21 protein-coding genes and 1 pseudogene are annotated in these 20,484 nt (G+C 73.1%); 8 read left to right on the top strand and 14 right to left on the bottom strand.

All coding sequences use genetic code 11. From position 1 onward, the window contains the following. Positions 1-2: 2 nt before the first annotated feature. Positions 3-1,127 (bottom strand): zinc-binding dehydrogenase, encoded by a 1,125-nt coding sequence (locus ACIBQ8_RS07160; protein ID WP_397191432.1) that lies wholly within the window; start codon positions 1,125-1,127, stop codon positions 3-5. Positions 1,128-1,203: 76 nt separating this feature from the next. Further along, positions 1,204-1,839 carry a TetR/AcrR family transcriptional regulator gene (locus tag ACIBQ8_RS07155; protein WP_352324949.1) on the bottom strand — a complete coding sequence of 212 codons (636 nt, stop codon included), beginning with the start codon at positions 1,837-1,839 and terminating at the stop codon, positions 1,204-1,206. A gap of 74 nt (positions 1,840-1,913) precedes the next feature. Between ACIBQ8_RS07155 and ACIBQ8_RS07150 the strand changes: the two genes are divergently transcribed. The 4 genes from ACIBQ8_RS07150 to ACIBQ8_RS07135 are packed head-to-tail and all read left to right on the top strand — an operon-like array spanning position 1,914 to position 7,461. Then, complete coding sequence (locus ACIBQ8_RS07150) at positions 1,914-3,164, top strand: MFS transporter (RefSeq protein WP_397191431.1); 1,251 nt, start codon at positions 1,914-1,916, stop codon at positions 3,162-3,164. A gap of 4 nt (positions 3,165-3,168) precedes the next feature. Then, positions 3,169-4,788 (top strand): glycoside hydrolase family 13 protein, encoded by a 1,620-nt coding sequence (locus ACIBQ8_RS07145; RefSeq protein ID WP_397191430.1) that lies wholly within the window; start codon positions 3,169-3,171, stop codon positions 4,786-4,788. Beyond that, the gene (locus ACIBQ8_RS07140; RefSeq protein WP_397191429.1) at positions 4,785-6,491 is read left to right on the top strand and encodes a glycoside hydrolase family 2 protein; all 1,707 of its coding nucleotides are present in this window, start codon (positions 4,785-4,787) and stop codon (positions 6,489-6,491) included. The genes ACIBQ8_RS07145 and ACIBQ8_RS07140 overlap by 4 nt, the downstream gene beginning before the upstream one ends. Next, a complete protein-coding gene (locus ACIBQ8_RS07135; RefSeq protein ID WP_397174116.1) occupies positions 6,478-7,461 on the top strand; it encodes a DUF2804 domain-containing protein in 984 nt (327 codons plus the stop codon). Before ACIBQ8_RS07140 ends, ACIBQ8_RS07135 begins: the two co-directional genes overlap by 14 nt. Positions 7,462-7,515: 54 nt before the next feature. Here the strand turns inward: ACIBQ8_RS07135 and ACIBQ8_RS07130 are convergent, their stop codons facing one another. The 3 genes from ACIBQ8_RS07130 to ACIBQ8_RS07120 all read right to left on the bottom strand — a co-directional run bounded on the left by ACIBQ8_RS07130 (position 7,516) and on the right by ACIBQ8_RS07120 (position 9,236). Then, positions 7,516-7,860 carry an RNA polymerase-binding protein RbpA gene (locus ACIBQ8_RS07130; protein WP_043625492.1) on the bottom strand — a complete coding sequence of 115 codons (345 nt, stop codon included), beginning with the start codon at positions 7,858-7,860 and terminating at the stop codon, positions 7,516-7,518. Between the two features lie 153 nt (positions 7,861-8,013). After that, positions 8,014-8,628, bottom strand: coding sequence for a hypothetical protein (locus tag ACIBQ8_RS07125; protein WP_397191428.1), 615 nt, complete (start codon positions 8,626-8,628; stop codon positions 8,014-8,016). 113 nt (positions 8,629-8,741) lie between these two features. Then, entirely contained in the window at positions 8,742-9,236 is a 495-nt protein-coding gene (locus ACIBQ8_RS07120) for a nuclear transport factor 2 family protein (RefSeq protein WP_397174120.1), read from the bottom strand. 33 nt (positions 9,237-9,269) lie between these two features. Between ACIBQ8_RS07120 and ACIBQ8_RS07115 the strand changes: the two genes are divergently transcribed. Both ACIBQ8_RS07115 and ACIBQ8_RS07110 read left to right on the top strand, forming a co-directional pair. Next, a complete protein-coding gene (locus ACIBQ8_RS07115; protein WP_352350760.1) occupies positions 9,270-9,749 on the top strand; it encodes a helix-turn-helix domain-containing protein in 480 nt (159 codons plus the stop codon). 113 nt (positions 9,750-9,862) lie between these two features. Then, positions 9,863-10,309 (top strand): hypothetical protein, encoded by a 447-nt coding sequence (locus ACIBQ8_RS07110; protein ID WP_397191427.1) that lies wholly within the window; start codon positions 9,863-9,865, stop codon positions 10,307-10,309. A 6-nt stretch (positions 10,310-10,315) separates the two neighbouring features. On the opposite strand, the gene ACIBQ8_RS07105 is transcribed toward ACIBQ8_RS07110, so the two are convergent. From ACIBQ8_RS07105 to ACIBQ8_RS07075, 7 genes are all read right to left on the bottom strand, one after another. Next, on the bottom strand, positions 10,316-11,749 hold the full coding sequence (locus tag ACIBQ8_RS07105; RefSeq protein ID WP_397191426.1) for an MFS transporter: 1,434 nt from the start codon (positions 11,747-11,749) through the stop codon (positions 10,316-10,318). Positions 11,750-11,925: 176 nt separating this feature from the next. Further along, a complete protein-coding gene (locus ACIBQ8_RS07100) occupies positions 11,926-12,726 on the bottom strand; it encodes a glycerophosphodiester phosphodiesterase family protein (protein WP_397174126.1) in 801 nt (266 codons plus the stop codon). 34 nt (positions 12,727-12,760) lie between these two features. Further along, complete coding sequence (locus tag ACIBQ8_RS07095; protein WP_352350753.1) at positions 12,761-13,300, bottom strand: TrmH family RNA methyltransferase; 540 nt, start codon at positions 13,298-13,300, stop codon at positions 12,761-12,763. Beyond that, positions 13,297-13,887, bottom strand: a complete 591-nt coding sequence (locus tag ACIBQ8_RS07090) for a methyltransferase (protein WP_352350751.1) — start codon at positions 13,885-13,887, stop codon at positions 13,297-13,299. Before ACIBQ8_RS07090 ends, ACIBQ8_RS07095 begins: the two co-directional genes overlap by 4 nt. An 11-nt stretch (positions 13,888-13,898) precedes the next feature. Next, positions 13,899-14,846, bottom strand: coding sequence for a VWA domain-containing protein (locus ACIBQ8_RS07085; RefSeq protein ID WP_397174130.1), 948 nt, complete (start codon positions 14,844-14,846; stop codon positions 13,899-13,901). Continuing rightward, positions 14,843-15,775 (bottom strand): DUF58 domain-containing protein, encoded by a 933-nt coding sequence (locus tag ACIBQ8_RS07080; RefSeq protein ID WP_397191425.1) that lies wholly within the window; start codon positions 15,773-15,775, stop codon positions 14,843-14,845. Before ACIBQ8_RS07080 ends, ACIBQ8_RS07085 begins: the two co-directional genes overlap by 4 nt. Continuing rightward, entirely contained in the window at positions 15,772-16,773 is a 1,002-nt protein-coding gene (locus ACIBQ8_RS07075; RefSeq protein ID WP_352328096.1) for a MoxR family ATPase, read from the bottom strand. Before ACIBQ8_RS07075 ends, ACIBQ8_RS07080 begins: the two co-directional genes overlap by 4 nt. 55 nt (positions 16,774-16,828) lie before the next feature. Between ACIBQ8_RS07075 and ACIBQ8_RS07070 the strand changes: the two genes are divergently transcribed. Both ACIBQ8_RS07070 and ACIBQ8_RS07065 read left to right on the top strand, forming a co-directional pair. Then, entirely contained in the window at positions 16,829-17,593 is a 765-nt protein-coding gene (locus ACIBQ8_RS07070) for a hypothetical protein (protein ID WP_397191424.1), read from the top strand. A 43-nt stretch (positions 17,594-17,636) separates the two neighbouring features. Then, complete coding sequence (locus ACIBQ8_RS07065; protein ID WP_397174136.1) at positions 17,637-18,515, top strand: DUF2268 domain-containing protein; 879 nt, start codon at positions 17,637-17,639, stop codon at positions 18,513-18,515. Here ACIBQ8_RS07065 and ACIBQ8_RS07060 read toward each other — a convergent pair. Together ACIBQ8_RS07060 and ACIBQ8_RS07055 are read right to left on the bottom strand one after the other, a co-directional pair. After that, entirely contained in the window at positions 18,485-19,123 is a 639-nt protein-coding gene (locus ACIBQ8_RS07060; RefSeq protein ID WP_397174137.1) for a response regulator, read from the bottom strand. The genes ACIBQ8_RS07065 and ACIBQ8_RS07060 overlap by 31 nt on opposite strands. A gap of 135 nt (positions 19,124-19,258) precedes the next feature. Then, a pseudogene (locus ACIBQ8_RS07055) lies at positions 19,259-20,116 on the bottom strand (sensor histidine kinase); the annotation flags it as partial. Between the last annotated feature and the right edge of the window lie 368 nt (positions 20,117-20,484).

Here is a 20,484-nt window from a genome sequence, read left to right as displayed (position 1 = left end):
TTTCAGGCGGAGGGGGCGACGGCGAGCTTGACGACGTCCCGGCCGTCCAGCGGGTGGCCCGAGCCCAGGGCCTCAAGGGCCGCGCGGACCCGGCCGAGCGGCACGCGGTGGCTGACCACGCGCTCGAAGGGGCTGCCGCCGCGTTCCAGGATCGTCAGCGCCTGGTGGTAGCGGCGCTGCATGTCGGGGCCGGCGCCGTAGACGCCGGCGATCGTGAGGTCCCGCTTCAGCAGGTCGCTGTGGGGATTGAACGGGACGGCGCCGCGGTCGGTGAAGTTGCCCAGCTCGGCCAGCACGCCGCCGTCGGCGACCAGGCCGAGCGCCTCGGTGAACGCCTCGGGCGAGCCGGCGGTGCCGATGACGGCGTCGGCGCCCGGGCGTCCCAGAGCGTCGAACACCGCCCGGCGACGCCCGTCCGGGCCCTCGCCGAGACCGACGACGGTGTCCGCGCCGAGCAGCGCGGCCAGTTCCAGCCGGGCGCCCGGCGCGCCGACGGCGACCACCCTGGCCGCCCCGGCGGCGCGGGCGGCGACCACGGCCATCAGGCCGATCGCGCCCACCCCCTGGACCACGACGGTGGAGCCGATCCGGATCGCGGAACGTTCCACGCCGTGCAGGGCCACCGACAGCGGCTCCTGCAGCACGGCGACCTCGGCGGGCAGATCGGTCCGGTAGAACACCGTTCCCGCGTTCGAGGCGTACAGGTGGGTGGCGAAGCCTCCGGTCAGGTACGGCGGCCGGTCGGCGGGGGAGGCGAACCCGTAGGACGGCCGCCGGTCCGGGCAGCTTCCCGGCCTGCGCCGCACCTGGCACTCGAAGCACCGGCCGCAGCTCAGCGACGGGAAGACGCCGACCCGGTCGCCGACGGCCACCGGCCGCCCCGCGTGGTCGGCCGCGACGCCGTCGCCGAGCGCGGCCAGCCGGCCGACGATCTCGTGCCCGAGCAGCGCGGGGAAGCGCACGCTGGCCAGCCGGCCACGGTAGATGTGGGCGTCCGTGCCGCACATGCCGCACAGCTCGACCTCCAGGACGAACTCTCCCGGACCGGGCTGCGGCAGGCCGTACTCGCGCACCTCCACCGCTCCCGCGACGTCGGTGACGATCGCCGCGCGTGCCGTCGCGTCCATGCACCGCCTCCTGCATTCTGCTTTCTATAGAATGTGGAAGACGGTAGTTCGTCCGGTTTTGAACGGTCAATCCTTGTTACCGGAATGTTTCTGAGGCCACGTCCACGAAGTAGGCCCGCAGCAGCCTGCGTCCTTGCTCGATCATGGCCGGATCGCCCTGCGGCGTGGCGGAGAACGTCAGGTACAGCACCGCCGCCGTGGACTGGATCGCCAGCCGCATCACCCGGTACGGATCCGGCAGCGCCGGCAGCCCCGCCTCCTCCAGCGCGAAGTGGTAGAGCCGCTCGGCCAGCACGTCCCCGCTCTCCCGCACCCGCCCGGCGGGCAGGAACGACGGGCCGCCCGGCCGGGTGTCGGCGAAGTCGACCACGGTGAAGCCCGGCACGCTCCTGCGCATCTCCACCGTCTCGGCCAGCACCAGCTCGGCCGCCCGCGGCCAGGTCAGCGGCGGCTCCTCGGCGACCCTGGCCCGCAGCCGGGCCAGCAGGACCTCCAGGTTGCGCAGCGCCAGCTCGCGCAGCATGCCCGGTTTGCCGTCGAAGAACTGGTAGATCGTGCCGGAGGGCACGCCGGCGCTCCTGGCGACGTCGGAGATCGTGAGGGCGTCCAGGCCGACCTCGTCCAGCAGGCGGGCGCAGGCGTCGAGGATGCGTTCGACCCTGTCGATGCTGCGCCTTTGGACCGGTCGGCGCCGGATGCCGGGGTTCTCCACGAACAAGTCTTAACATAACGACCTGTCATGTTCTAACGTGACATCCTCTCACGTTCCCCCCAGGGAGGACCTGCATGGCCGAAACGCGCCTAGCGCCTGACAGACGGGTGTCCGCGGGCTGGATGTCCCTGCTGGCGCTGGCCCAGATGGGGGTCATCATGGCGATGACCGTCGGAAACCAGATCCTGCTCCCCTCCCACGTGGCGCGCATCGATCCGCAGCACAAGGAGGCGTCGCTGGCGGTGGTCTTCGCCGTGGCCGCCGTCTGCACGATCGTGGCCAACCCGCTGTTCGGCGCCCTGTCCGACCGCACCCGCGCCCGGATGGGCCGGCGCCGCCCCTGGGTCGCCGGCGGCGCGCTGGTCTGCGCCGCGTCCCTGGTCTTCCTGTCCCGCCAGGACTCCCTGGCCGGGCTGGTCGTCGGCTGGGCGGTCGCCCAGCTCGCCTTCACCGCCGCCCTGGCCACCGCCATCGCCACCGTGCCCGACCAGGTGCCGATCAGCCAGCGGGGCAAGGCGTCGGCGCTGGCGGGCGTGGGCCAGCTCGCCGGGCCGCTGCTGGGCGGCGTCGTGGTCACCGTCGTGGCGACCGGCTCGCAGGCCGGGTTCGTCGCGATGGCCGTCCTGGTGCTGCTGCTGGTGTTGCCGTTCAGCCTGTTCACCAAGGAGCCCGCGAGCGCGCCGGTCGACCTGCCGCCGTTCGGGCTGCGCGCGCTGCTGCGCAGCTTCAAGGTGAGCCCGCGCAAGCACCCCGACTTCGCCTGGGCCTGGCTGAGCCGCTTCCTGATCACCCTCACCCTCGCCATGGCGATCGGCTACCTGCAGTACTACCTGCGCGACGGCGTCGGCTACGAGGCGCTCTTCCCCGGCTCCACCGTCGAGCAGGGCGTCGTGGTGCTGGTCGCGGTCTTCACGCTGAGCAGCGTCGCGCCCACCCTGGTCGCGGGCTGGTTGTCGGACCGGTTCGGCAACCGCCGGACGGCCGTCTTCGTCGGCGGGCTCACGATGGCCGCCTCCGGGCTCGTGCTGACCTTCCTGACCAGCTGGCCCGCCGCCATCGCCGCCAGCGTCCTGCTCGGCGCGGGCTACGGCATGTTCGCCGCCGTGGACCAGGCCATGGTCACCCAGCTCCTGCCCGCCGACGCCGACCGCGGCAAGGACCTGGGGATCGTCAGCCTGGCCAACTCCGCCTCCAGCACGTTCGGGCCGGTCATCGCCGCGCCCCTGGTCACCTCCGCGGGCGGTTACCCGCTCATGTACGCCGTCGCGGCGGCCTTCGCCGCGCTCGGCGCCTGCCTCATCTGGAGAATCCGCAGTGTCCGATAACGCAGTGCCCGACCGATCCGCAGTCTTCGACGGCGACGCCTGGTGGCGCGAGGCCGTCGTCTACCAGATCTACCCCCGCAGCTTCGCCGACGCCGACGGCGACGGCCAGGGCGACCTGCCCGGCGCGCTGGCCCGCCTGGACCACCTGGCCGACCTGGGCGTGGACGCCGTCTGGCTGAGCCCGTTCTACCCCTCGCCGCTGGCCGACGGCGGCTACGACGTCGCCGACTACACCGACGTGGACCCCCGCTACGGCACGCTGGCCGACTTCGACGCCTACGTCGCCGCGGCCACCGCCCGGGACATCAAGGTCATCGTCGACATCGTGCCCAACCACTGCTCCGCCGCCCACCCGCGCTTCCGGCAGGCGCTGGCGGCCGGCCCCGGCAGCCCCGAGCGCGACTGGTTCGTCTTCCGCGACGAGCCCAACAACTGGCAGTCCATGTTCGGCGGCCCCGCCTGGACCCGGACCCCCGACGGCCAGTGGTACCTGCACCTGTTCGACTCCGCCCAGCCCGACTGGAACTGGCGGCACCCCGGCGTCACCGCCATGTTCGAGGACGTGCTGCGGTTCTGGCTGGACCGCGGCGTGTCCGGGTTCCGCATCGACGTGGCCGCCATGCTGTTCAAGGAGGACGGTCTGCCCGACGTCGTCCCCGGCAGCCAGGGCGCGCCGCTGGCGCCCGGACAGTCGGCGGTGCCGTACGAGCACCAGCCCGAACTGCTGGAGCTGTACCGGTCCTGGCGCAAGATCCTGGCCGCCTACCCCGGGCCGCGTGGCACGGTGGCCGAGATCTGGTTCGCCGACCCCGCCCAGGCCCGGCCCTACCTCACCGGCGACGGCCTGGCCCAGCTGTTCAACTTCCGCCTGATGCCCCTGCCGTGGGCGGCCGGGGAGTTCCGCGCGGTGATCGAGGAGTCGCACCGGCTGGCCCGCGAGACGGGCGGGTCGATCCCCTGGGTGCTGGGCAACCACGACGTGCCGCGGATGGCGACCAGGTTCGGCATCGACCAGGACCTCGTCCGCGCCCCCACCGCCGACGTGCTGCTCGGGAAGGTCTCCGTCGACCGCGAGCTCGGGCTCAGGCGCGCCCGCGCCGCGACGCTGCTGCTGCTCGCCCTGCCCGGCGCCGCCTACCTCTACCAGGGCGACGAGCTGGGCCTGCCTGAATATCTGGACATGCCGGATGAGGCGCGGCAGGACCCGATGTTCGAGCGCACCGGCCGCGCCTTCATCGGCAGGGACGGCTGCCGCGTGCCGCTGCCCTGGTCGGGCACGTCCGCGCCGTACGGGTTCGGTCCGGGCGGCACGTGGCTGCCCCAGCCGGCCGACTGGGCCCACCTCACCGTCGCCGCCCAGCGGGACGACCCCGGCTCCACCCTCAACCTCCACCGCGCCGCCATCGCCCTGCGCCGCGAGCATCCCGCGCTCGGCGACGGCGACCTGACCTGGCTCGACGCGCCGCCCGGCGTGCTGGCCCTGCGCCGCGAGCCCGGCTTCACGCTCATGGTCAACTTCGGCCCGGACGCGGTGCCGCTGCCCCCGCACCACGACGTCCTGCTGGCCAGCGGCCCCCTGGACGGCGGCGTCCTGCCCGCCGACACGGCGGTGTGGCTCTCGTGACCGGCGACCCGATCCCGCTGCCGGAGTACCCCCGCCCCCAGCTCGTCCGCGACAGCTACGTCAACCTCAACGGCCGCTGGCGATACGCGATCAACGACGGCGCGCGGCCCGGGGCCTACGACGGCGACATCCTCGTGCCGTACTCGCCGGAGGCGCCGCTGTCCGGCGTCGGCCGCCAGCTCCTGCCGGGGGAGACCCTGTGGTACCGCCGCACGTTCGAACCGCCCGCCGGGCCCGCCGGCGGTCGGGTGCTGCTGCACTTCGGCGCCGTGGACCAGACCTGCCGGGTGTGGGTCAACGACGTCGAGGTGGGCGGCCACAGCGGCGGCTACCTGCCGTTCTCCTTCGACGTCACCGACGCGCTGACCGAGGGCGCCAACACCCTCGACGTGGCCGTCCGGGACGACAGCGACACCGGCTGGCAGTCGCGCGGCAAGCAGCGGCTGCGCCGCGGCGGCATCTGGTACACCGCCCAGTCGGGCATCTGGCAGACCGTCTGGGCCGAGCGCGTGCCGGAGCCGCACGTGGAACGGCTCACGCTGACGCCCGTGCTCGCCGAGGAGTGCGTCGAGGTGACCGTGCACGCCGCGGGCGGCCAGGCCGAGGTCGAGATCCTCGCCGACGGCCAGGTGGCGGCCCGCGCCACCGTCCCCGCCGGCCAGCCGGTGCGCCTCCCGCTGCCCGGCGCGCGCCCGTGGAGCCCCGAGGACCCCTTCCTGTACGACGTGAGCGTCTCGCTCGGCCAGGACCGCGTCCGCGGCTACGTCGGCATGCGCTCCTTCTCCGTCGGCCCCGACGCCGGCGGCGTGCCCCGGCTGCTGCTGAACGGCCGGCCGTACTTCCACGCCGGGATCCTCGACCAGGGCTACTGGCCCGACGGCCTCTACACGCCGCCCTCCGACGAGGCCATGGTCGACGACATCGTCATGATGAAGCAGCTCGGCTTCACCATGCTGCGCAAGCACATCAAGATCGAGCCGCTGCGCTGGTACCACCACTGCGACCGGCTCGGCATGCTCGTCTGGCAGGACCTGGTCAACGGCGGCGAGAGCTACCGGCCGCTGGTCGTCACCACCCCCGCGCTGCTGCCGCTGCGCCTGGACGACCGCCGCCACCACCGCTTCGGACGGGCCGACGCCGCCGGGCGGGCCGCGTTCGAGGCCGAGCTGCGCGAGACCGTCGAGCACCTGCGCAACGTGGTCGGCCTGGCGGTCTGGGTGCCGTTCAACGAGGGGTGGGGCCAGTTCGACGCCGCGCGGATCGCCGCCGAGCTGGCCCGGCTCGACCCCACCCGCACGATCGACCACGCCAGCGGCTGGCACGACCAGCGCGCGGGCGACCTGCTCAGCCTGCACGTCTACTTCCGCCGCTTCCGCCCGCCCCGCCCGGACGGCCGCGTCCTGGCCCTGACGGAGTACGGTGGCTACAGCCTGGCCGTCGAGGGCCGCACCTGGGGCGAGAAGGAGTTCGGCTACCGGCGTTACCGCACCGCCGAAGAGCTGGGCGCGGCGTTCGTCCGGCTGCACGAGGAGCAGATCGTCCCGGCCATCCGCCAGGGCCTGAGCGCCACCGTCTACACCCAGCTCTCCGACGTCGAGGACGAGCTGAACGGCCTGCTCACCTACGACCGGGCCGAGCTGAAGCTGCCCGCCGACCTCATCCGCTCCGTCACGAGGAGGCTCGCCTTCCATGACCACCCATGAACGGGAGCTCACCGCCCCCGCCGACCTGTGCCTGCCCGGCGGGCGGCTGAACCCCGCCGCGGTCGGCTGGACCCGCACGCCGCTGCACCGGGCCAACCTGCGCGGCTGGGGACGGCGCAAGCGCTGGGAGTACTGGGGCGTCGTCACCCCCTCCCACATCATCGGCCTGGTGGCCTCCTCGCTGGACTACGCCGGGGTGCACGGCGTCTACGTGCTCGACCGGGCCGGCGGCGCGGAGTTCGCCAAGGACGTCGTCGTGCCGCTGGCCCGCGGCGCCGTCTTCCCCGACCGCAGCGGCGCCGGCACGGTGTCCGTGCGCGGCGGCGGGCTGGCGATCGACATCCGGCAGGACCCGGCCGCCACCGTCATCCGCGCCACCGCCCCCGGCGTGCGGATCGATCTGGAGGTGCCGCTGCCGCAGGGCCACGAGTCGCTCGGCGTCGTGGTCCCCTGGGGGCCGAACCGGTTCCAGTACACGGTCAAGGACGTCGGCCGCCCGGCCCGCGGACGGCTGCGCCTCGGCCAGGACGAGTTCGCGATCGACCCCGCCGACTCCTTCGCCGTGCTCGACCACGGCCGGGGCAAGTGGCCGTACGCGGTGACCTGGAACTGGGCGGCCGGCAGCGGGCCCGGCAGGTCCGTCCAGCTCGGCGGCAAGTGGACCGACGGCACCGGCGTCACCGAGAACGCCCTGTTCACCGGCGGCCGGCTGCACAAGATCGGCGACGAGCTGGAGTGGACCTACGACCGCGGCGACTGGCTGCGCCCCTGGCGGATCAGCGGCCCGCGGGTCGAGGTGGAGTTCCGGCCGTTCCACGAGAAGGTGGCCCGCACCCAGCTCGGCGTGGTGGCCAACGAGACCCACCAGTGCTTCGGCCACTTCTCCGGCCGCGTCCAGGACGACGACGGCGCGTGGGTGGACCTCGACGGCCTCACCGGCTGGGCCGAGGAGGCGCGCAACCGCTGGTAGCGGGCACAGCAAAACCCCCGGGCGTCGCCCGGGGGTTTTCACCGTGAGAAGGGGTCAGGCGCTCTTGCGCCGCTGGGCACGCAGGACCGCGAGCCTCTCGTTGAGCACCTCTTCCAAATCCTCGATGGACCGCCGCTCCAGCAGCATGTCCCAATGAGTCCGTGGGGGCTTGGTCTTCTTCGACTCCGGCTGCTCACCGTCGACCCGCACCGCGGTCGCGCCGCACATGCGGCACTCCCAGGTAGCGGGGATCTCGGCCTCGGCGGCAAGCGGAACCTCGAAGCGATGGCCCTTAGGACAGGTGTAGGACACCTCCTGGCGTGGGGCCAGATCCGTGTTACGGTCGTTCTCGTAGCTGGTTGCCCCGAGCCGGGTGCCACGAAGCGCGCGCTCGCCCATGTCTAAATGCCTCCTACAGGGCCCCCATACGTGGGGGGTCTGTCTCCCACGGTGTCTAACGCTTGGTACCGTGATGGGATTCCCACCCGCGGGGTGATCCAATCGCGCTTGGGGCCTCGGTTATTCGAGTCCGCTCCCAGCGGTGCCGCTTCCTCAGGCCGCGGCGGTCGTCCGCGGGGCTCTGAGCAGGCTCGCCGCCAGCCACAACCCGCCGATCATGACGAGCGCCCCGTGCGCGATCCGCACCGGGTACGGGCCGAAGAACTGCGGGATGAACAGCGCCAGACCCAGCGCGAGCGCCGTCCCGGCCCCCTTGGGCAGGATCCCCGAACGCCACACGGCCACGGCCGCCATCACCGTGCCGGCGCCCAGCAGCGCCAGCCCGGCGGCGAACATGGTGACCGCCGCCGGGGCGAAGCGGAACTGCTCGGCCAGCTCCATCAGCGCGGGCGCGCCGTCGCGCAGCGAACGTTGCGCGATGACGTGCAGGCCGAAGTCCTCGGCCCCGTAGTAGGGGAGGGTCAGGCCGGCGCCGGCCCAGGTCACCGCGGCCGCGCGCAGCGACAGGCGGTCGCCGAGCACCCGGTGCAGGCCGAGCGTGCCCAGTCCGAGCAGGACGAACCCGAGCATCGCGGCCAGATGGCCGGTGACCCAGGCGGTCGAGGCCATGGCGGCGGCGTCGTCGCCGGACGGCCGTACCACCGGGTAGACGAACAGCAGGACGCCGCCGAGGGCGAAGGCGGCGGAGGTGAGGCGGGGGGAGGTCATGGGTGACTCCTGGCTGAGGGCGTTGCTCTGTTGTGAGAGCAATGCTCTCGTGACAGGTGTTCTCCTGTCAAGAGCACTGCTCTCTCTTTAGAGCGACGGCCGCAGCCTGCGTCTCAGGCCAGCAGCGGCACCAAGGTCCGGTCGCCGAACCTCGTCATCGCGGCCAGCGGCGCGGAGGCCGCCTTCACCAGCAGCGGAAGGCCCGGCCTGCCCTTGTCCCTGGCGATGCGGGGGCCCAGGGCGGCCATCAGCGCGGTCAGTCCCGGCAGCGGCCTGATCCACATGGTGATCTCCCGGACCAGGCCGTCGTCGTCCAGTTCGAGCTGGGCCACCTCGTGCAGCGGCTGGCGGCCGACCCGGGCGGTCGCCGTGAGCATGCGGGTGCGGTCATCGCCGATGTCGCTCTGGTAGCGCAGGTCCGACAGCACGTCGAAGACGGCTTCGAACAGCGCTCCGACCTGGGGCAGGCCCTCGAAGCCGGCCCGGTGGCTCAGCGGCGAGTGGAACACCACGCCGTCGGCGAGGGTGGCCTTGAGTGCCTGGGCGTCGTGCGCCTCGCCGGCCCGGCGGTACGCGCCGGCGGGTGAGTCCTGAATGTGAACTGTCATGGGTTCACATTATCAACCCACTATCATGGGTGCATGAACAGGTTCGGTGAGATGCACTGCTCCATCGCCCAGGCCGTCGGCGTCATCGGCGAGCCGTGGACCCCGCTGATCCTGCGCGACCTGTTCCTCGGCCTGCGCAGGTTCGACGACCTCGCCGAGGACCTGGGCATCTCGCGCAACCTGCTGGCCCGCCGGCTCGACCATCTCGTCGCCACCGGCGTCGTGGAGAAGCGCCCCTACCAGGAGCGTCCGGTGCGGCACGAATACCTGCTGACCGAGGCCGGGCGTGACGTCGTGCCCGCGCTGCTGACGCTCATGGCCTGGGGCGACCGGTGGTCCACCCCGCCCGGCGGGCCGCCCGCGCTGCTCGTCCACTCCTGCGGGCGGGAGTTCACGCCCGTCGTCACCTGCCCCCACTGCGGCGGCGAGGCCACCGCCGAGACCGTGCTGCCGATGCCCGGTCCCGGCGCCGCCCGGGGGCCGGGCACCATGGTGCTGGCCGCCGATCTGTGACGTTGCGTGTTTGACGAGCGACCCTTCGTGAGAGGACTCTCATGGCCCGCTCACGGCCGCCCCACGGCGGCCGCGCAGGCTCAGGGGACCGCGACGTCGATCAGGAGGCGTAGATGGATCTCATGCCACGCTGGGCCGCGGCGGTCGCCGCGCTCGCGTTCGTCCTCGCCGGGGGAGGGGTGCTGCTTCCGGCCCAGGCGGCGGCCGGGCCGCCCCCGGCGCTCGCCCTGGCCGCCCACGACGGCGACGACGATGACAGTGACGACGGCGACGACGACGCGGCCCCCCGGTCCGGGCGGCACGAACCGGCCAGGAAGCAGGCCCACGCCCCGCGCCGGGACGACGACGTCGAGGCCATCCCCGGCCTGGAGGCCCGCGACTCCCGGCCCCCCGAGCCCGTCACCCGCCCGGCCCAGGCTCCCGGACGGGCCGAGATCCGGCTGGAGAGCGGCACCATGACCAGCGGCGGGCACGTCGGCCCGCTGGTGCTGCTGGCCATCCTGGGCACCGGCGCCCTGGTGGGCACCTCGTACTGGCTCTCGCGCCGCTACGGCCCCTGACGGGGGTCAGATCCGCGAGGGGACCTCGTTGCCGGCCGCCCTGATGGCCTTGGGCAGGTTCGTCAGGGCGAGCAGCACGAAGCCCACCACGAAGAATATGATCATGGACACGATGGCGATCCGGTAGCTGTTGGTGACCTGCAGCGCGATCGTCACCGTCAGCGACCCGATGAACGCCGACCCCTTGTCGCTGATCTGCAGCAGGCTGAAGTACTCCGCCTCCCGCCCCTTCGGGATCACCTGCGAGAACAACGACCGCGACAGCGCCTGCGTACCGCCCAGCACGATCGCGATGGCGAAGGCCATCAGGTAGAACTGCAGCGCCTGCCCCTCGCCGACGAACATCGCCACCACCACGATCCCGGTCCACAGCACCAGGCTGGCCAGCACCGTGCGCTTGGTGCCGAAGCCGCGCGCCAGCCACCCCAGCAGCAGCGCCCCGAAGAACGCCACGAACTGCACCATCAGGATCGCCGTGATCTGTACGGTCTTGTCCAGCTTGAGCGCCTCGGAGGCGAAGGCCGCGCTGTTGCCGATGACCGTCTGCACGCCGTCGTTGTAGACCAGGTAGGCCACCAGGAACAGCAGCGTCAGCGGGTACCGCCGCAGCTCGGCCAGCGTACGGCCGAGCTGGCGGAAGCTCCCGCGCACCGAGCGCAGCGCCGTGGTCTCGTGCGCCGCCACGGGACGGTTGCGCAGCCGCAGCAGCGGGATGACGGTGAACGTCGCCCACCACAGGCCGGCGGACATCATGCTGATGCGCACCGCCATGCCCTCGCTCAGCCCGAGGCTGTCGTGCTGCAGGAACAGCGCGAGGTTGAGCAGGAGCAGCAGCCCGCCGCCGAGGTAGCCGATCGCCCAGCCGCGCGAGGAGACCCCGTCGCGCTCCTCGGGGGTGGAGATCTGCGGCAGGAAGGAGTCGTAGACCACCACGGAGGAGCCGTAGGCGAGGTTGGCCACCACGAACAGCGCGCCGCCCAGCAGGTAGCGGTCGCCCTCGACGAAGTACAGGCCCATGGTGGCCAGCGCGCCGACGTAGGCGAACCCGCCGAGCAGCTCCCGCTTGCGGCCGGTGTGGTCGGCCAGCGCGCCCACGATGGGCAGGAACACGATCTGCAGGAACACCGCCACCGTCAGCGTCAGCCCGAAGAAGGCAGCGGGCCTGATGTCGGCGCCGAGCACGTCGACGTACCCCAGGCCGGGGTGGCGCAGGACCAGCGCGTCGAACTGGGACGCGCACGTCCCGGGCGCCAGGGCGGGGAAGTCCTTCGCGCAGGCCGCGGTCCTGGCGACCGGGATCAGGTACGGGCCCAGGAACACCGAGATGATCGTGGTGTAGAAGGCAGAGTTGGCCCAGTCGTAGAAGTACCAGCCGCGTTGCTCGCGGCGGCGCGCCGCGGGGGAGTCGTCGAGGGCCGCGGGGGGTGCGGTGGAGGCCATGGTGTCGTGTCGCTCCTCTGCGGCCGGGGGCCGGGGGCCTCGCGCGGCCCGGCCACGGGGTGGGGTCATGCCTGACGAAGTGCCCATCTTCGCAGGTCGTGGGTCACGTCCACGTGTCGTGCACATGACCTTACAGTGATCACCTCAGGAGAGGAAGGTCGCCGCCGGCGGGCCGGTCAGGCCGCCATGCCGCGCGGGTGCCACAGGCCCCGCCGTTCGAGGACCTCGCGCAGGCCGGTGACGTTGTCGGTCATGATCCCGTCGACGCCGAGGTCGAGCAGGTGCTCCATGCGGACGGTGTCGTTGATCGTCCACACGTGCACCTGCATGCCGATGGCGTGGGCGGTGCGGACCAGGCGGCGGGTGGTGACGCGCAGGCCGCGGAAGCCGATCGGCACCTGCGCGCACGGGATCCCGGCGCGCGACAGGCGGGCCAGCAGCCGGCCGTAGCCGGAGGTGGCGGCGGCGGCCCGCAGCGCTGCCACGCCGCGCGGGCCGAGTGCCGAGCACACCTCGCGGCCCATGGCGGCCCTGGCCATGACCAGGCGCTCGTCGGAGAAGGAGGTCAGGCAGACGCGGTCGTAGGCGTTGGTGCGCCGGACCGCCCCGGCCAGTGGCGCGATGGCCGCCGCCTCCTTGACGTCGATGTTGAAGCGCACCTGCGGCCACGTGCCGAGCAGGTCCTCCAGCAGCGGGATCTCGTGCACGCCGGCGATGCGGGCCTGCCGGACCTCCCGGTAGGGCAGCTCGGAGATGCGGCCCCGCCGGTCGGTCACCCGGTCGAGGGTGTGGTCGTGGAAGGCCAGCAGCACGCCGTCGGCGGTGGCGTGCGCGTCGGTCTCCAGGTAGTCGTAGCCGAGCCCGACCGCGCGTTCGAAGGCCGCCAGGGAGTTCTCGGCGCCCTCCAGCGCGCCGCCGCGGTGGGCGAAGGCCAGCGGCCCCGGATGGTCGAGAAAGGCGAAACGACGGCTGAGCACGACCCGGTGTCCCTTCCGATGGTGGACGGTTCGGTCACGGTTCGGGGAGATTCTCCCACTCCTGGCGGCGCGCCTCGGCCAGCGCGATGGCCGCGGCCACCGACACGTTGAACGAGCCCACCCGCCCGACCTGCGGGATGTAGCAGACGCCGTCGACGGCCTCCAGCAGGGCGGGGGAGCAGCCGTGGTCCTCGCTGCCGACCACCAGGCACACGTCGCGGCCGAGGTCGGCGCGGTGCAGCGGCACGGCCTCGCCGGTCAGCTCGATGGCCAGCACGGCGTAGCCGTCGTCCTTGGCGGCCTTGACCGCCTCGGTGGCCGGGACCGGCTCGTGCCAGGTGACCAGGCGCTCGGTGCCGAGCGCCGTCTTGCCCGCCTTGGGGTTGGTGGGCGGCGTGGCGTTGCCCGCCAGCCAGATCTGGTCGACGCCGAACGCCGCGGCGCTGCGGAAGATCGAGCCGACGTTGAACGGGCCCGTCACCGACTCCAGGATCAGCGCGAGCCGGTTGTCGGTGTTCCTGCGCCAGGTGCGGTTGAGCCGCTTGACGTCGGTGGGGCGCAGCTGCCTTCTCATCGGGCCACCTTCAATATGCGGTAGGCGGCTCGGGAGGCCTCGCGGGAGGCCTGCCAGCCCTGCTCGCCGAGCCAGCGCTGCAGGGAGTCCGAGCCGAGGTGTTTCTGGACGACCAGGTAGGCGACGCCGTCGGGCGTCAGCCGGGTGAGCCACCTGGTGAGCATCTCGTGCAGAGCCGGCTTGCCAATCCGGATGGCGGGATTGGACCAGATGGCCCGAAATTTCACGTCATCCGGCACTTCATCAACATGAACAGGTCTTACTTTGTAAAGGCCGGCGGCCTGGGCGTTCCGCCCGGTCAGCTCCAGGCTGCGCCGGTTCACGTCGACGGCCCACACCGTCGCCCCTGGCGCCCGCGAGGCCATCGTCAGCGCGATGGGCCCGTAGCCGCAGCCCAGGTCGAGCAGGTCGCCCTCCTGCGGCGGCGGCGGGACGGACTCCAGCAGCGCGCGCGTGCCGACGTCGACCCGGTCGGGTGAGAACACGCCCCGGTCGGTCTCCAGCCGCAGGTGCAGGTCGGGCAGGACCAGGTCGACCGAGCCCGGCCTGCTCGCGGTCTCGGGACGTTCGGAGAAGTAGTGGGCCACGTGGGAAAACGTTACGGGATGCGGGTGCCGAACAAGACCGCGGCGCCGGCCACCAGCAGCCCGAGCACGATCGCGGCCACGATGAACCACTGGGTGATCTCCTGGCTGACCAGCTTGAACCCCAGCGAGGTGCCGATCTGCTCGTAGACGTCGCGCAGCTCGCTGCCGGACTCGGCGGCGTAGGCCCGGCCGCTGGTGCCGTCGGAGAGCGACTGCAGGGTCTGCTTGTTGACCGGGACGTTCACGGGCCTGCCGTCGATGTCGACGGTGCCCTCCTGGGTGCCGTACGCGATGGTGGAGACCGGGACGTGGGCCTGCTGGGCGGCCTCGATGGCCTCGTTCACCGACCGGCCGGAGGTGTTGTCGCCGTCGGACAGCAGCACGATCGCGGCGGGCGGCGGGTCGGTGGCGGCCTGCTGGTCGAAGGAGCGCACCGAGTCGAGGGAGTTGAAGACGGCCTCGCCGATCGCGGTGCCGGGCCGGGTGGTCAGGTTGCCGATGGCGGTGACGACGGCCTGGTGGTCGGTGGTGGGCGAGATGACGACGTTGGCCGAGCGGGCGAAGGACACCACGCCGACGTTGAAGCGGTCGGGCAGCTCCCTGGCGAACGCCTGGGCGGCTGCCTTGGCGGCGCTGATCCGGTTGGGCTGGACATCGCCGGCGTCCATGGACAGGGAGACGTCGAGGGCGATCATGATGGTGGCGCGGTCGCGGGGGACGCGTACCTGGTCGGCGGGTTTGGCGGCGCCGACCACCAGGAACGACATCATGACCAGGAACAGCGCCGGGGGCACGTGCCGGCGCCAGCCCGGCCCGGCGGGGGCGACGAGGTTGAGCAGCGCCAGGTTGGTGAAGCGCACGGTGTAGCGGCGGCGGGCGAACTGCGCCACGACGTATCCGGCCACCAGCAGCGCCACCAGCACGAACAGCCACAACCAGCCGGGGGCGAGAAACGTCATACGGGTCTCCGGTGGGCGAGGTGGCTCATGCGGCGCTGGCGCAGGACGAACTGCGCCACGTCGAACACCCAGTCCCTGTCGGTCCGCAGCACCAGGTGGGCGATCCCGGCGCGGCGCAGGGCGAGCCGGGTGCCCTCACGCTGGAGGGCAGCGGCTTCTGCATATGCTTGCCGGACTTTGGGAGAAAGGTGCACTTCACGTACGTTCCCGGTCTCGGGATCGGTGAACGCCACCCGGCCGACGTCCGGCAGCTCCAGCTCGCGCGGGTCGATGACCTCCACGGCCAGCACCTGGTGGCGGGAGGCCAGCCGCCTGATCGGGCGCTCCCAGGGGCGTTCGGCGTCGGGGTCGAGCTCGGGGCGGTCGTCGAGGAAGTCGGAGACGACCAGGCGCAGGCCCCTGCGGCGGCGGGTGGCCGCCAGCACGTCGATGCCCTCGGCCAGGTCGGGGGCGTCGGGCACGGCCCGGCCGCGCGGGGCGTCCATGAGGGAGTTGAGCAGCCCGTACAGGGCCGGGCGGCCGGTACGGGCGGGCATGCGATGGATGTACTCCTCGTGCAGCACCAGCGCGCCGAACCGGTCGCCCATGCGGCTGGACAGGAAGCCGATCGCGCCGACGGCGGCCACGACCAGGTCGCGCTTGTCGGTGTCGGCGGTGCCGAAGTCCATGCTGGCCGACAGGTCGGCCAGCGCCCAGGTCTCCAGCTCGCGGTCGGCGATGAGGTCGCGGACGTGGGGGACGGTCGTGCGGGCGGTGACGGCCCAGTCCATGCGGCGCACGTCGTCCTCGCCGGGCACGTACAGGCGGCTGTCGCCGGTCTCGCTGCCGGTGCCGGGCAGCAGCCCCTGGTGGGCGCCGTGCAGCAGGCCGTCGAGCCGCCGCGTGACGGTCAGCTCCAGCCGTCGCAGCGCCTGCTCGGCGGTGTTCAACGGTTCTGGTTCCAGACGACCAGGGGTGGCGGCACGGCGTGCAGGATCTGCTTGACGACCTGCTCGGGATCGACGCCGTCGGCCAGGGCGTCGAAGGTCAGCATGAGCCGGTGGGACATGACGTCGACGGCCACGTCGCGCACGTCGTCGGGCAGCAGGTAGTCGCGGCCGCGCAGCAGGGCCAGCGCGCGCCCGGCCGAGACCAGGCCGAGCGTGGCGCGCGGGCTGACGCCGATCTCGATCGTCTCGGCCAGGTCGCCCAGCCCGTAGTCGGCGGGCGCGCGGGTGGACATGACCAGGCGCACCACGTAGTCGGCCACGAGCTGGTGCACCGAGACCTGCTCGGCGGCCTGCTGCAGGGCCAGCAGCCTGGCCGGGTCGAGCACCCGGTCGGGCACGGGCGGCGTGACGCTCATCCGGTGCAGGATCTCCAGCTCCTCGTGCGCGCTGGGGTGCGGCACCCGCACGCGGAACAGGAAACGGTCGCGCTGCACCTCGGGCAGCGGGTAGACGCCCTCGGACTCGATCGGGTTCTGGGTGGCCAGCACGATGAACGGCCTGGGCAGCGGATGGGTGACGCCGGCCAGCGTGACCTGGCGCTCGGCCATCACCTCCAGCAGCGCCGACTGCACCTTGGCCGGGGCGCGGTTGATCTCGTCGGCCAGCAGGAAGTTGACGAACACCGGACCCAGCTCGACGTCGAACTTCTCGTTGGAGGGGTGGAAGACGCGGGTGCCGACGATGTCGCTCGGCACGAGGTCGGGGGTGAACTGGATCCGGGCGAACGTGCCGCCCACGACGGTGGCCAGGGTGGAGGCGGCCAGGGTCTTGGCGACGCCCGGCACGCCTTCGAGCAGGCAGTGACCGCGGGCCAGCAGGGCCACGACCAGCCGTTCGACCATGTGCTCCTGTCCCACGATGACACGCCGGACCTCGTCGAGACTTCGACGCAGCAGGGCCGCGTCGTTTCCGCCTGGCAACTCTTCGGCGACGCTCATGACGCCATTCCACCAAACGCGCCGCGAACGTGCACGACGCCACGTCTGTGCTTTCATGGCAAACGTGGCAAGTCCCCTGCAGTACGGTGATCCGCCCCAGCTGGGGCGCTACGTCGTGCAGGCCCGCCTGCACACGGCCCCGGCCGGGTTCGTCTACCTGGGACAGGGACCCGACGGGCGCGCGGTGTCGCTGGCCGTGCTCACCCGGGGCGCCGCCCTCGACGCGGCGGCGCGCGACCGGTTCCTGACCGCGATCAAGGAGGCGTCCGGGCGGTCCGGCGGGCGCGGGTGGCTGGGGCTCGGCCGGGGGCGCGCCTCGGTGCTCGACGGGACGCCCGAGGTGCTCGACGTGCACGACGGTCCCGCGCCGTGGGTGGCGGTGCCGTACGCGCCGGGGCAGCCGGGGGCCGAACGGTTCCTGGACCCGGTCATGGTGGGCGGGACGTTCATCGGGCAGGCGCACGGGCCGGACTTCGTGCCGTACTGGCTGACCGACCGCGCGCCCGCGCTGCCGGGGCCGCTGGCACGGCGGCTGCCGCTGACCGAGACGCGGCGGCGGGTGCTGCTGGCCGCCCTGGCGCTGGCGATCCTGCTGGTGCTGGTCACGACGATCCTGCTGTTGCTGCTGTTCGGCAGGCGCGACAGCGAGCCGATGCCCCGCCAGCTCCCGCCGACGGTGTTCGTGCCCACGCCGCCGCCCACGCCCGCCACGCCGGTGCCGGAGGAGCCCTCGCCGTCGCAGTCGCCGTCGCCGACGCGCACCGGTCCCGGCACGCCGGGGCAGTCGCCGGGCGACGAACTGGGCGAGTCGCCGCTTTAATGCGTTTGAGCCTCACGTTACGTGAGGCTTTAGCGTCCGTGGCATGGAGTTCATCGTTCACGACACGCTCACGGCCATGGCGGACCTGCTCGCCCGGCCGCTCGCCGACCGGCCCGACGCGCTGCGGGAGATGCTGGCGCCGATCCGGCCGGCGATCCCGGTGCCCGGCGACATCGTCGACGTCCACCACCAGGGCGGCGGCTTCCGCGTCGACGCCGAGGACGCCCGGTACCTGCCCGCCGTCCAGGCCATGATCGAGGCCGACGTGCTCGGCCAGGTGCGCAGGGAGCTGGAGCGCGCCTCCCACGCGCTGAAGGAGGCCAGGCAGGCGTCCTCGCTGCAGGTGATGTTCGTGCTCGGCGACCCCGGCAACGAGCACCTGATGAAGGTCAGCGGCGGCTACTACGGGATGGGCGGCTCGCCCGGCTGGCTGTACCTGCTGGGCTGGCCGTCGGAGGAGGTCATCGGCCGGATCGCGCACTGCGCGGTGCACGAGTTCCACCACAACGTGCGCTACACCAACGTCGAGTGGGACCCGCGGACGGTCACCGTGGGCGAGCACGTGGTGGCCGAGGGGCTGGCCGAGGCGTTCGTCAGGGAGCTGTCCGGCCCGGAGGCCATGGGCCCCTGGTCGCGGATGGTGACGGGGGAGGAGCTGGAGCGCGCCGACAAGATGATCATGGATGCGTTCGACCTGCAGGGCATGGCGAACACCCCGGCGTACGTGCTGGGCGACAGCGCCATGCGGCTCTTCGGCGGGCAGCCCCGCGGCGTTCCCGACATGGCGGGTTACGCGGTGGGCCTGCGCCTGGTGGACCGGGCCCTGGCCGAGAAGGGGCTGAGCGCCGCCGAGGCCACCCTGCTGCCGGCCGCGCGGCTGCTCGACCGGCCTCAGCCGGGCGAGACGAACCCCGACTCGTAGGCGGCGATCACGGCCTGCGTGCGGTCGCGCGCGCCCAGCTTGGCCAGGACGTTGCCGACGTGCGTCTTGACGGTCTCCTGGCTGACGACCAGCTCGGCGGCGATCTCGGTGTTGGACATGCCCCTGGTCATCAGCCGCAGCACGTCGCCCTCGCGGCCGGTGAGCCGGTCGATCCCCGGCACGTGGGCGCGCGGGCGGCGGCCGGCCAGGGTGCGGATCGCGGCCGGGAACAGCAGCGACTCCCCGGCCGCCACCAGCCTGATCGCCTGGAGCAGGTCGTCCGGTCTGGTGCGTTTGAGCAGGAAGCCGCTCGCCCCGGCGCGCAGGGCGTCGTAGACGTGGTCGTCGTTCTCGAACGTGGTCACGACCAGGACCTTGGGCGGGTCGTCGAGCGCCACGAGCCGCCGGGTGGCCTGGATGCCGTCCATGGCGGGCATGCGGACGTCCATCAGCACGACGTCGGGGCGCTCGCGGCGGACGACCGGCAGGACCGCGGCGCCGTCCCCGGCCTCGCCGACCACGCGCAGGCCGGGCTCGGCGTCGATGATGACGCGCAGCCCGGCGCGGATGAGGTCCTCGTCGTCGGCGATCACGACCTTGAGTGTCATGCCCCTGACCGTAGCGGCACCCGTGCGGAGAGGGTTCGGGGCGTCCCCGGGGTGACGGCGGCGTGGCCTGCCCCAGGAGCGAGCCGCCCGGAGGGAGTCGGCTGAGGGGGGTTCCGGGTTCGGGCGGAGGGGGAGGCGGACCGAGACCGTCCAGCCGTCCTCGTCGGGGCCGGCGCGCAGGTCGCCGCGGAGCAGGCGGACGCGTTCGCGCATGCCCGCCACGCCCCGGCCGCGGCTCCCGGCGCGCCTCCCCCCGTGCGGGCCGCCGTGCGCCCCGCCGGGGTTGCTGACCTCCAGGCGCAGGTCGTCGCCCTGGACGGCGGCGGCCAGGCGGACCGTGCCGCCGCCGTGCCGGATCGCGTTGGTCAGCGCCTCCTGCAGGATGCGGTACGCCTCCCTGGAGACGACGGCGGGCACGCCGGACAGGTCGCCCACGTCCTGCCGCACCTCGGCGCCGGAGCCCGCCACCAGCGCCGCGAGGTCGGCCAACGTCGCCTGCGGCGCCCGCCGCGCCTCCTCGCCGTCCTCCCGGTGGCCCTCGCGCCCGCCTGTGCCGCCTGCCTCGGGGCGCCCGTCTCCGCGCCCGTCCCCGCGTGCGTCCTCGCGCAGGACGCCGAGCACGTGGTCCAGGTCCTCCAGCGCGGCGCGGGCCGACTGCTCGATGGCCGCCAGCGCGGTCCTGGCGGTGGCCGGGTCGCGGTCGAGGACGCGTCCGGCCGCGGCGGCCTGCAGGGTGACGACGCTGAGCGCGTGCCCGACCGAGTCGTGCAGCTCGCGGGCCAGCCGGTTGCGTTCGGCCAGCGTACGGGCGTGATCCTCGGCGGCGGCCAGCCGCTCGGCGGGGGTGGGGCCGAGCAGCGGGGGAGCCAGGGCGGCCAGCAGCGCCCCCGCCCCCGCCGCGCCCGCCACCAGCAGCGCCAGCGCCCCCACGCCCGCCGCCGCCCACAGCACGGACGGCCACCCCGGCTCGGCCGTGAGCCCCAGCACCGGCATCGGCTCCCCGACGAACGGCAGCGCCATCGTGAACACCGTGAACGGCACGACCGCCAGCGTGAACCCGCTCACCACGCCGCCCACCGCCAGATGCAGCGTGAACCACGCGGCGGTGCGCCGCCGCTCCTGCCACGACCGGCGGGCCTGCCGCGGCGGGGTCTCCACGCGGGCCCCGAGCAGCCCCTGGGCGGCGTTCACCTCCAGCGCGCGCACCGGCAGGAACAGCCCGGTCACCGCCACCACCGGCAGCACCGCGACGAACACCCCGACCTGGATCGGCATCAGCAGGTCGGACGACATGCCGCGCCACAATCCGGCGACCAGCACCCCGGCCATCATGTACGGCATCAGCAGCGCCCCGCCCAGGA

It is taken from the genome of Nonomuraea sp. NPDC049646 (assembly GCF_044465525.1).
Classification (GTDB): Bacteria; Actinomycetota; Actinomycetes; order Streptosporangiales; family Streptosporangiaceae; genus Nonomuraea.
Note: the sequence above shows the minus strand (reverse complement) of the source record. Positions and strands in the feature narration are given on the sequence as shown.

Excerpts from the sequence above, each read along its gene's own strand:
- ACIBQ8_RS07160 (WP_397191432.1), bottom strand. The coding sequence starts at position 1,127 with ATGGACGCGACGGCACGCGCGGCGATCGTCACCGACGTCGCGGGAGCG.
- ACIBQ8_RS07150 (WP_397191431.1), top strand. The coding sequence starts at position 1,914 with ATGGCCGAAACGCGCCTAGCGCCTGACAGACGGGTGTCCGCGGGCTGG.
- ACIBQ8_RS07135 (WP_397174116.1), top strand. The coding sequence starts at position 6,478 with ATGACCACCCATGAACGGGAGCTCACCGCCCCCGCCGACCTGTGCCTG.
- ACIBQ8_RS07130 (WP_043625492.1), bottom strand. The coding sequence starts at position 7,860 with ATGGGCGAGCGCGCGCTTCGTGGCACCCGGCTCGGGGCAACCAGCTAC.
- ACIBQ8_RS07125 (WP_397191428.1), bottom strand. The coding sequence starts at position 8,628 with ATGACCTCCCCCCGCCTCACCTCCGCCGCCTTCGCCCTCGGCGGCGTC.
- ACIBQ8_RS07120 (WP_397174120.1), bottom strand. The coding sequence starts at position 9,236 with ATGACAGTTCACATTCAGGACTCACCCGCCGGCGCGTACCGCCGGGCC.
- ACIBQ8_RS07115 (WP_352350760.1), top strand. The coding sequence starts at position 9,270 with ATGAACAGGTTCGGTGAGATGCACTGCTCCATCGCCCAGGCCGTCGGC.
- ACIBQ8_RS07110 (WP_397191427.1), top strand. The coding sequence starts at position 9,863 with ATGGATCTCATGCCACGCTGGGCCGCGGCGGTCGCCGCGCTCGCGTTC.
- ACIBQ8_RS07105 (WP_397191426.1), bottom strand. The coding sequence starts at position 11,749 with ATGGCCTCCACCGCACCCCCCGCGGCCCTCGACGACTCCCCCGCGGCG.
- ACIBQ8_RS07095 (WP_352350753.1), bottom strand. The coding sequence starts at position 13,300 with ATGAGAAGGCAGCTGCGCCCCACCGACGTCAAGCGGCTCAACCGCACC.
- ACIBQ8_RS07085 (WP_397174130.1), bottom strand. The coding sequence starts at position 14,846 with ATGACGTTTCTCGCCCCCGGCTGGTTGTGGCTGTTCGTGCTGGTGGCG.
- ACIBQ8_RS07075 (WP_352328096.1), bottom strand. The coding sequence starts at position 16,773 with ATGAGCGTCGCCGAAGAGTTGCCAGGCGGAAACGACGCGGCCCTGCTG.
- ACIBQ8_RS07070 (WP_397191424.1), top strand. The coding sequence starts at position 16,829 with ATGGCAAACGTGGCAAGTCCCCTGCAGTACGGTGATCCGCCCCAGCTG.
- ACIBQ8_RS07065 (WP_397174136.1), top strand. The coding sequence starts at position 17,637 with ATGGAGTTCATCGTTCACGACACGCTCACGGCCATGGCGGACCTGCTC.
- ACIBQ8_RS07060 (WP_397174137.1), bottom strand. The coding sequence starts at position 19,123 with ATGACACTCAAGGTCGTGATCGCCGACGACGAGGACCTCATCCGCGCC.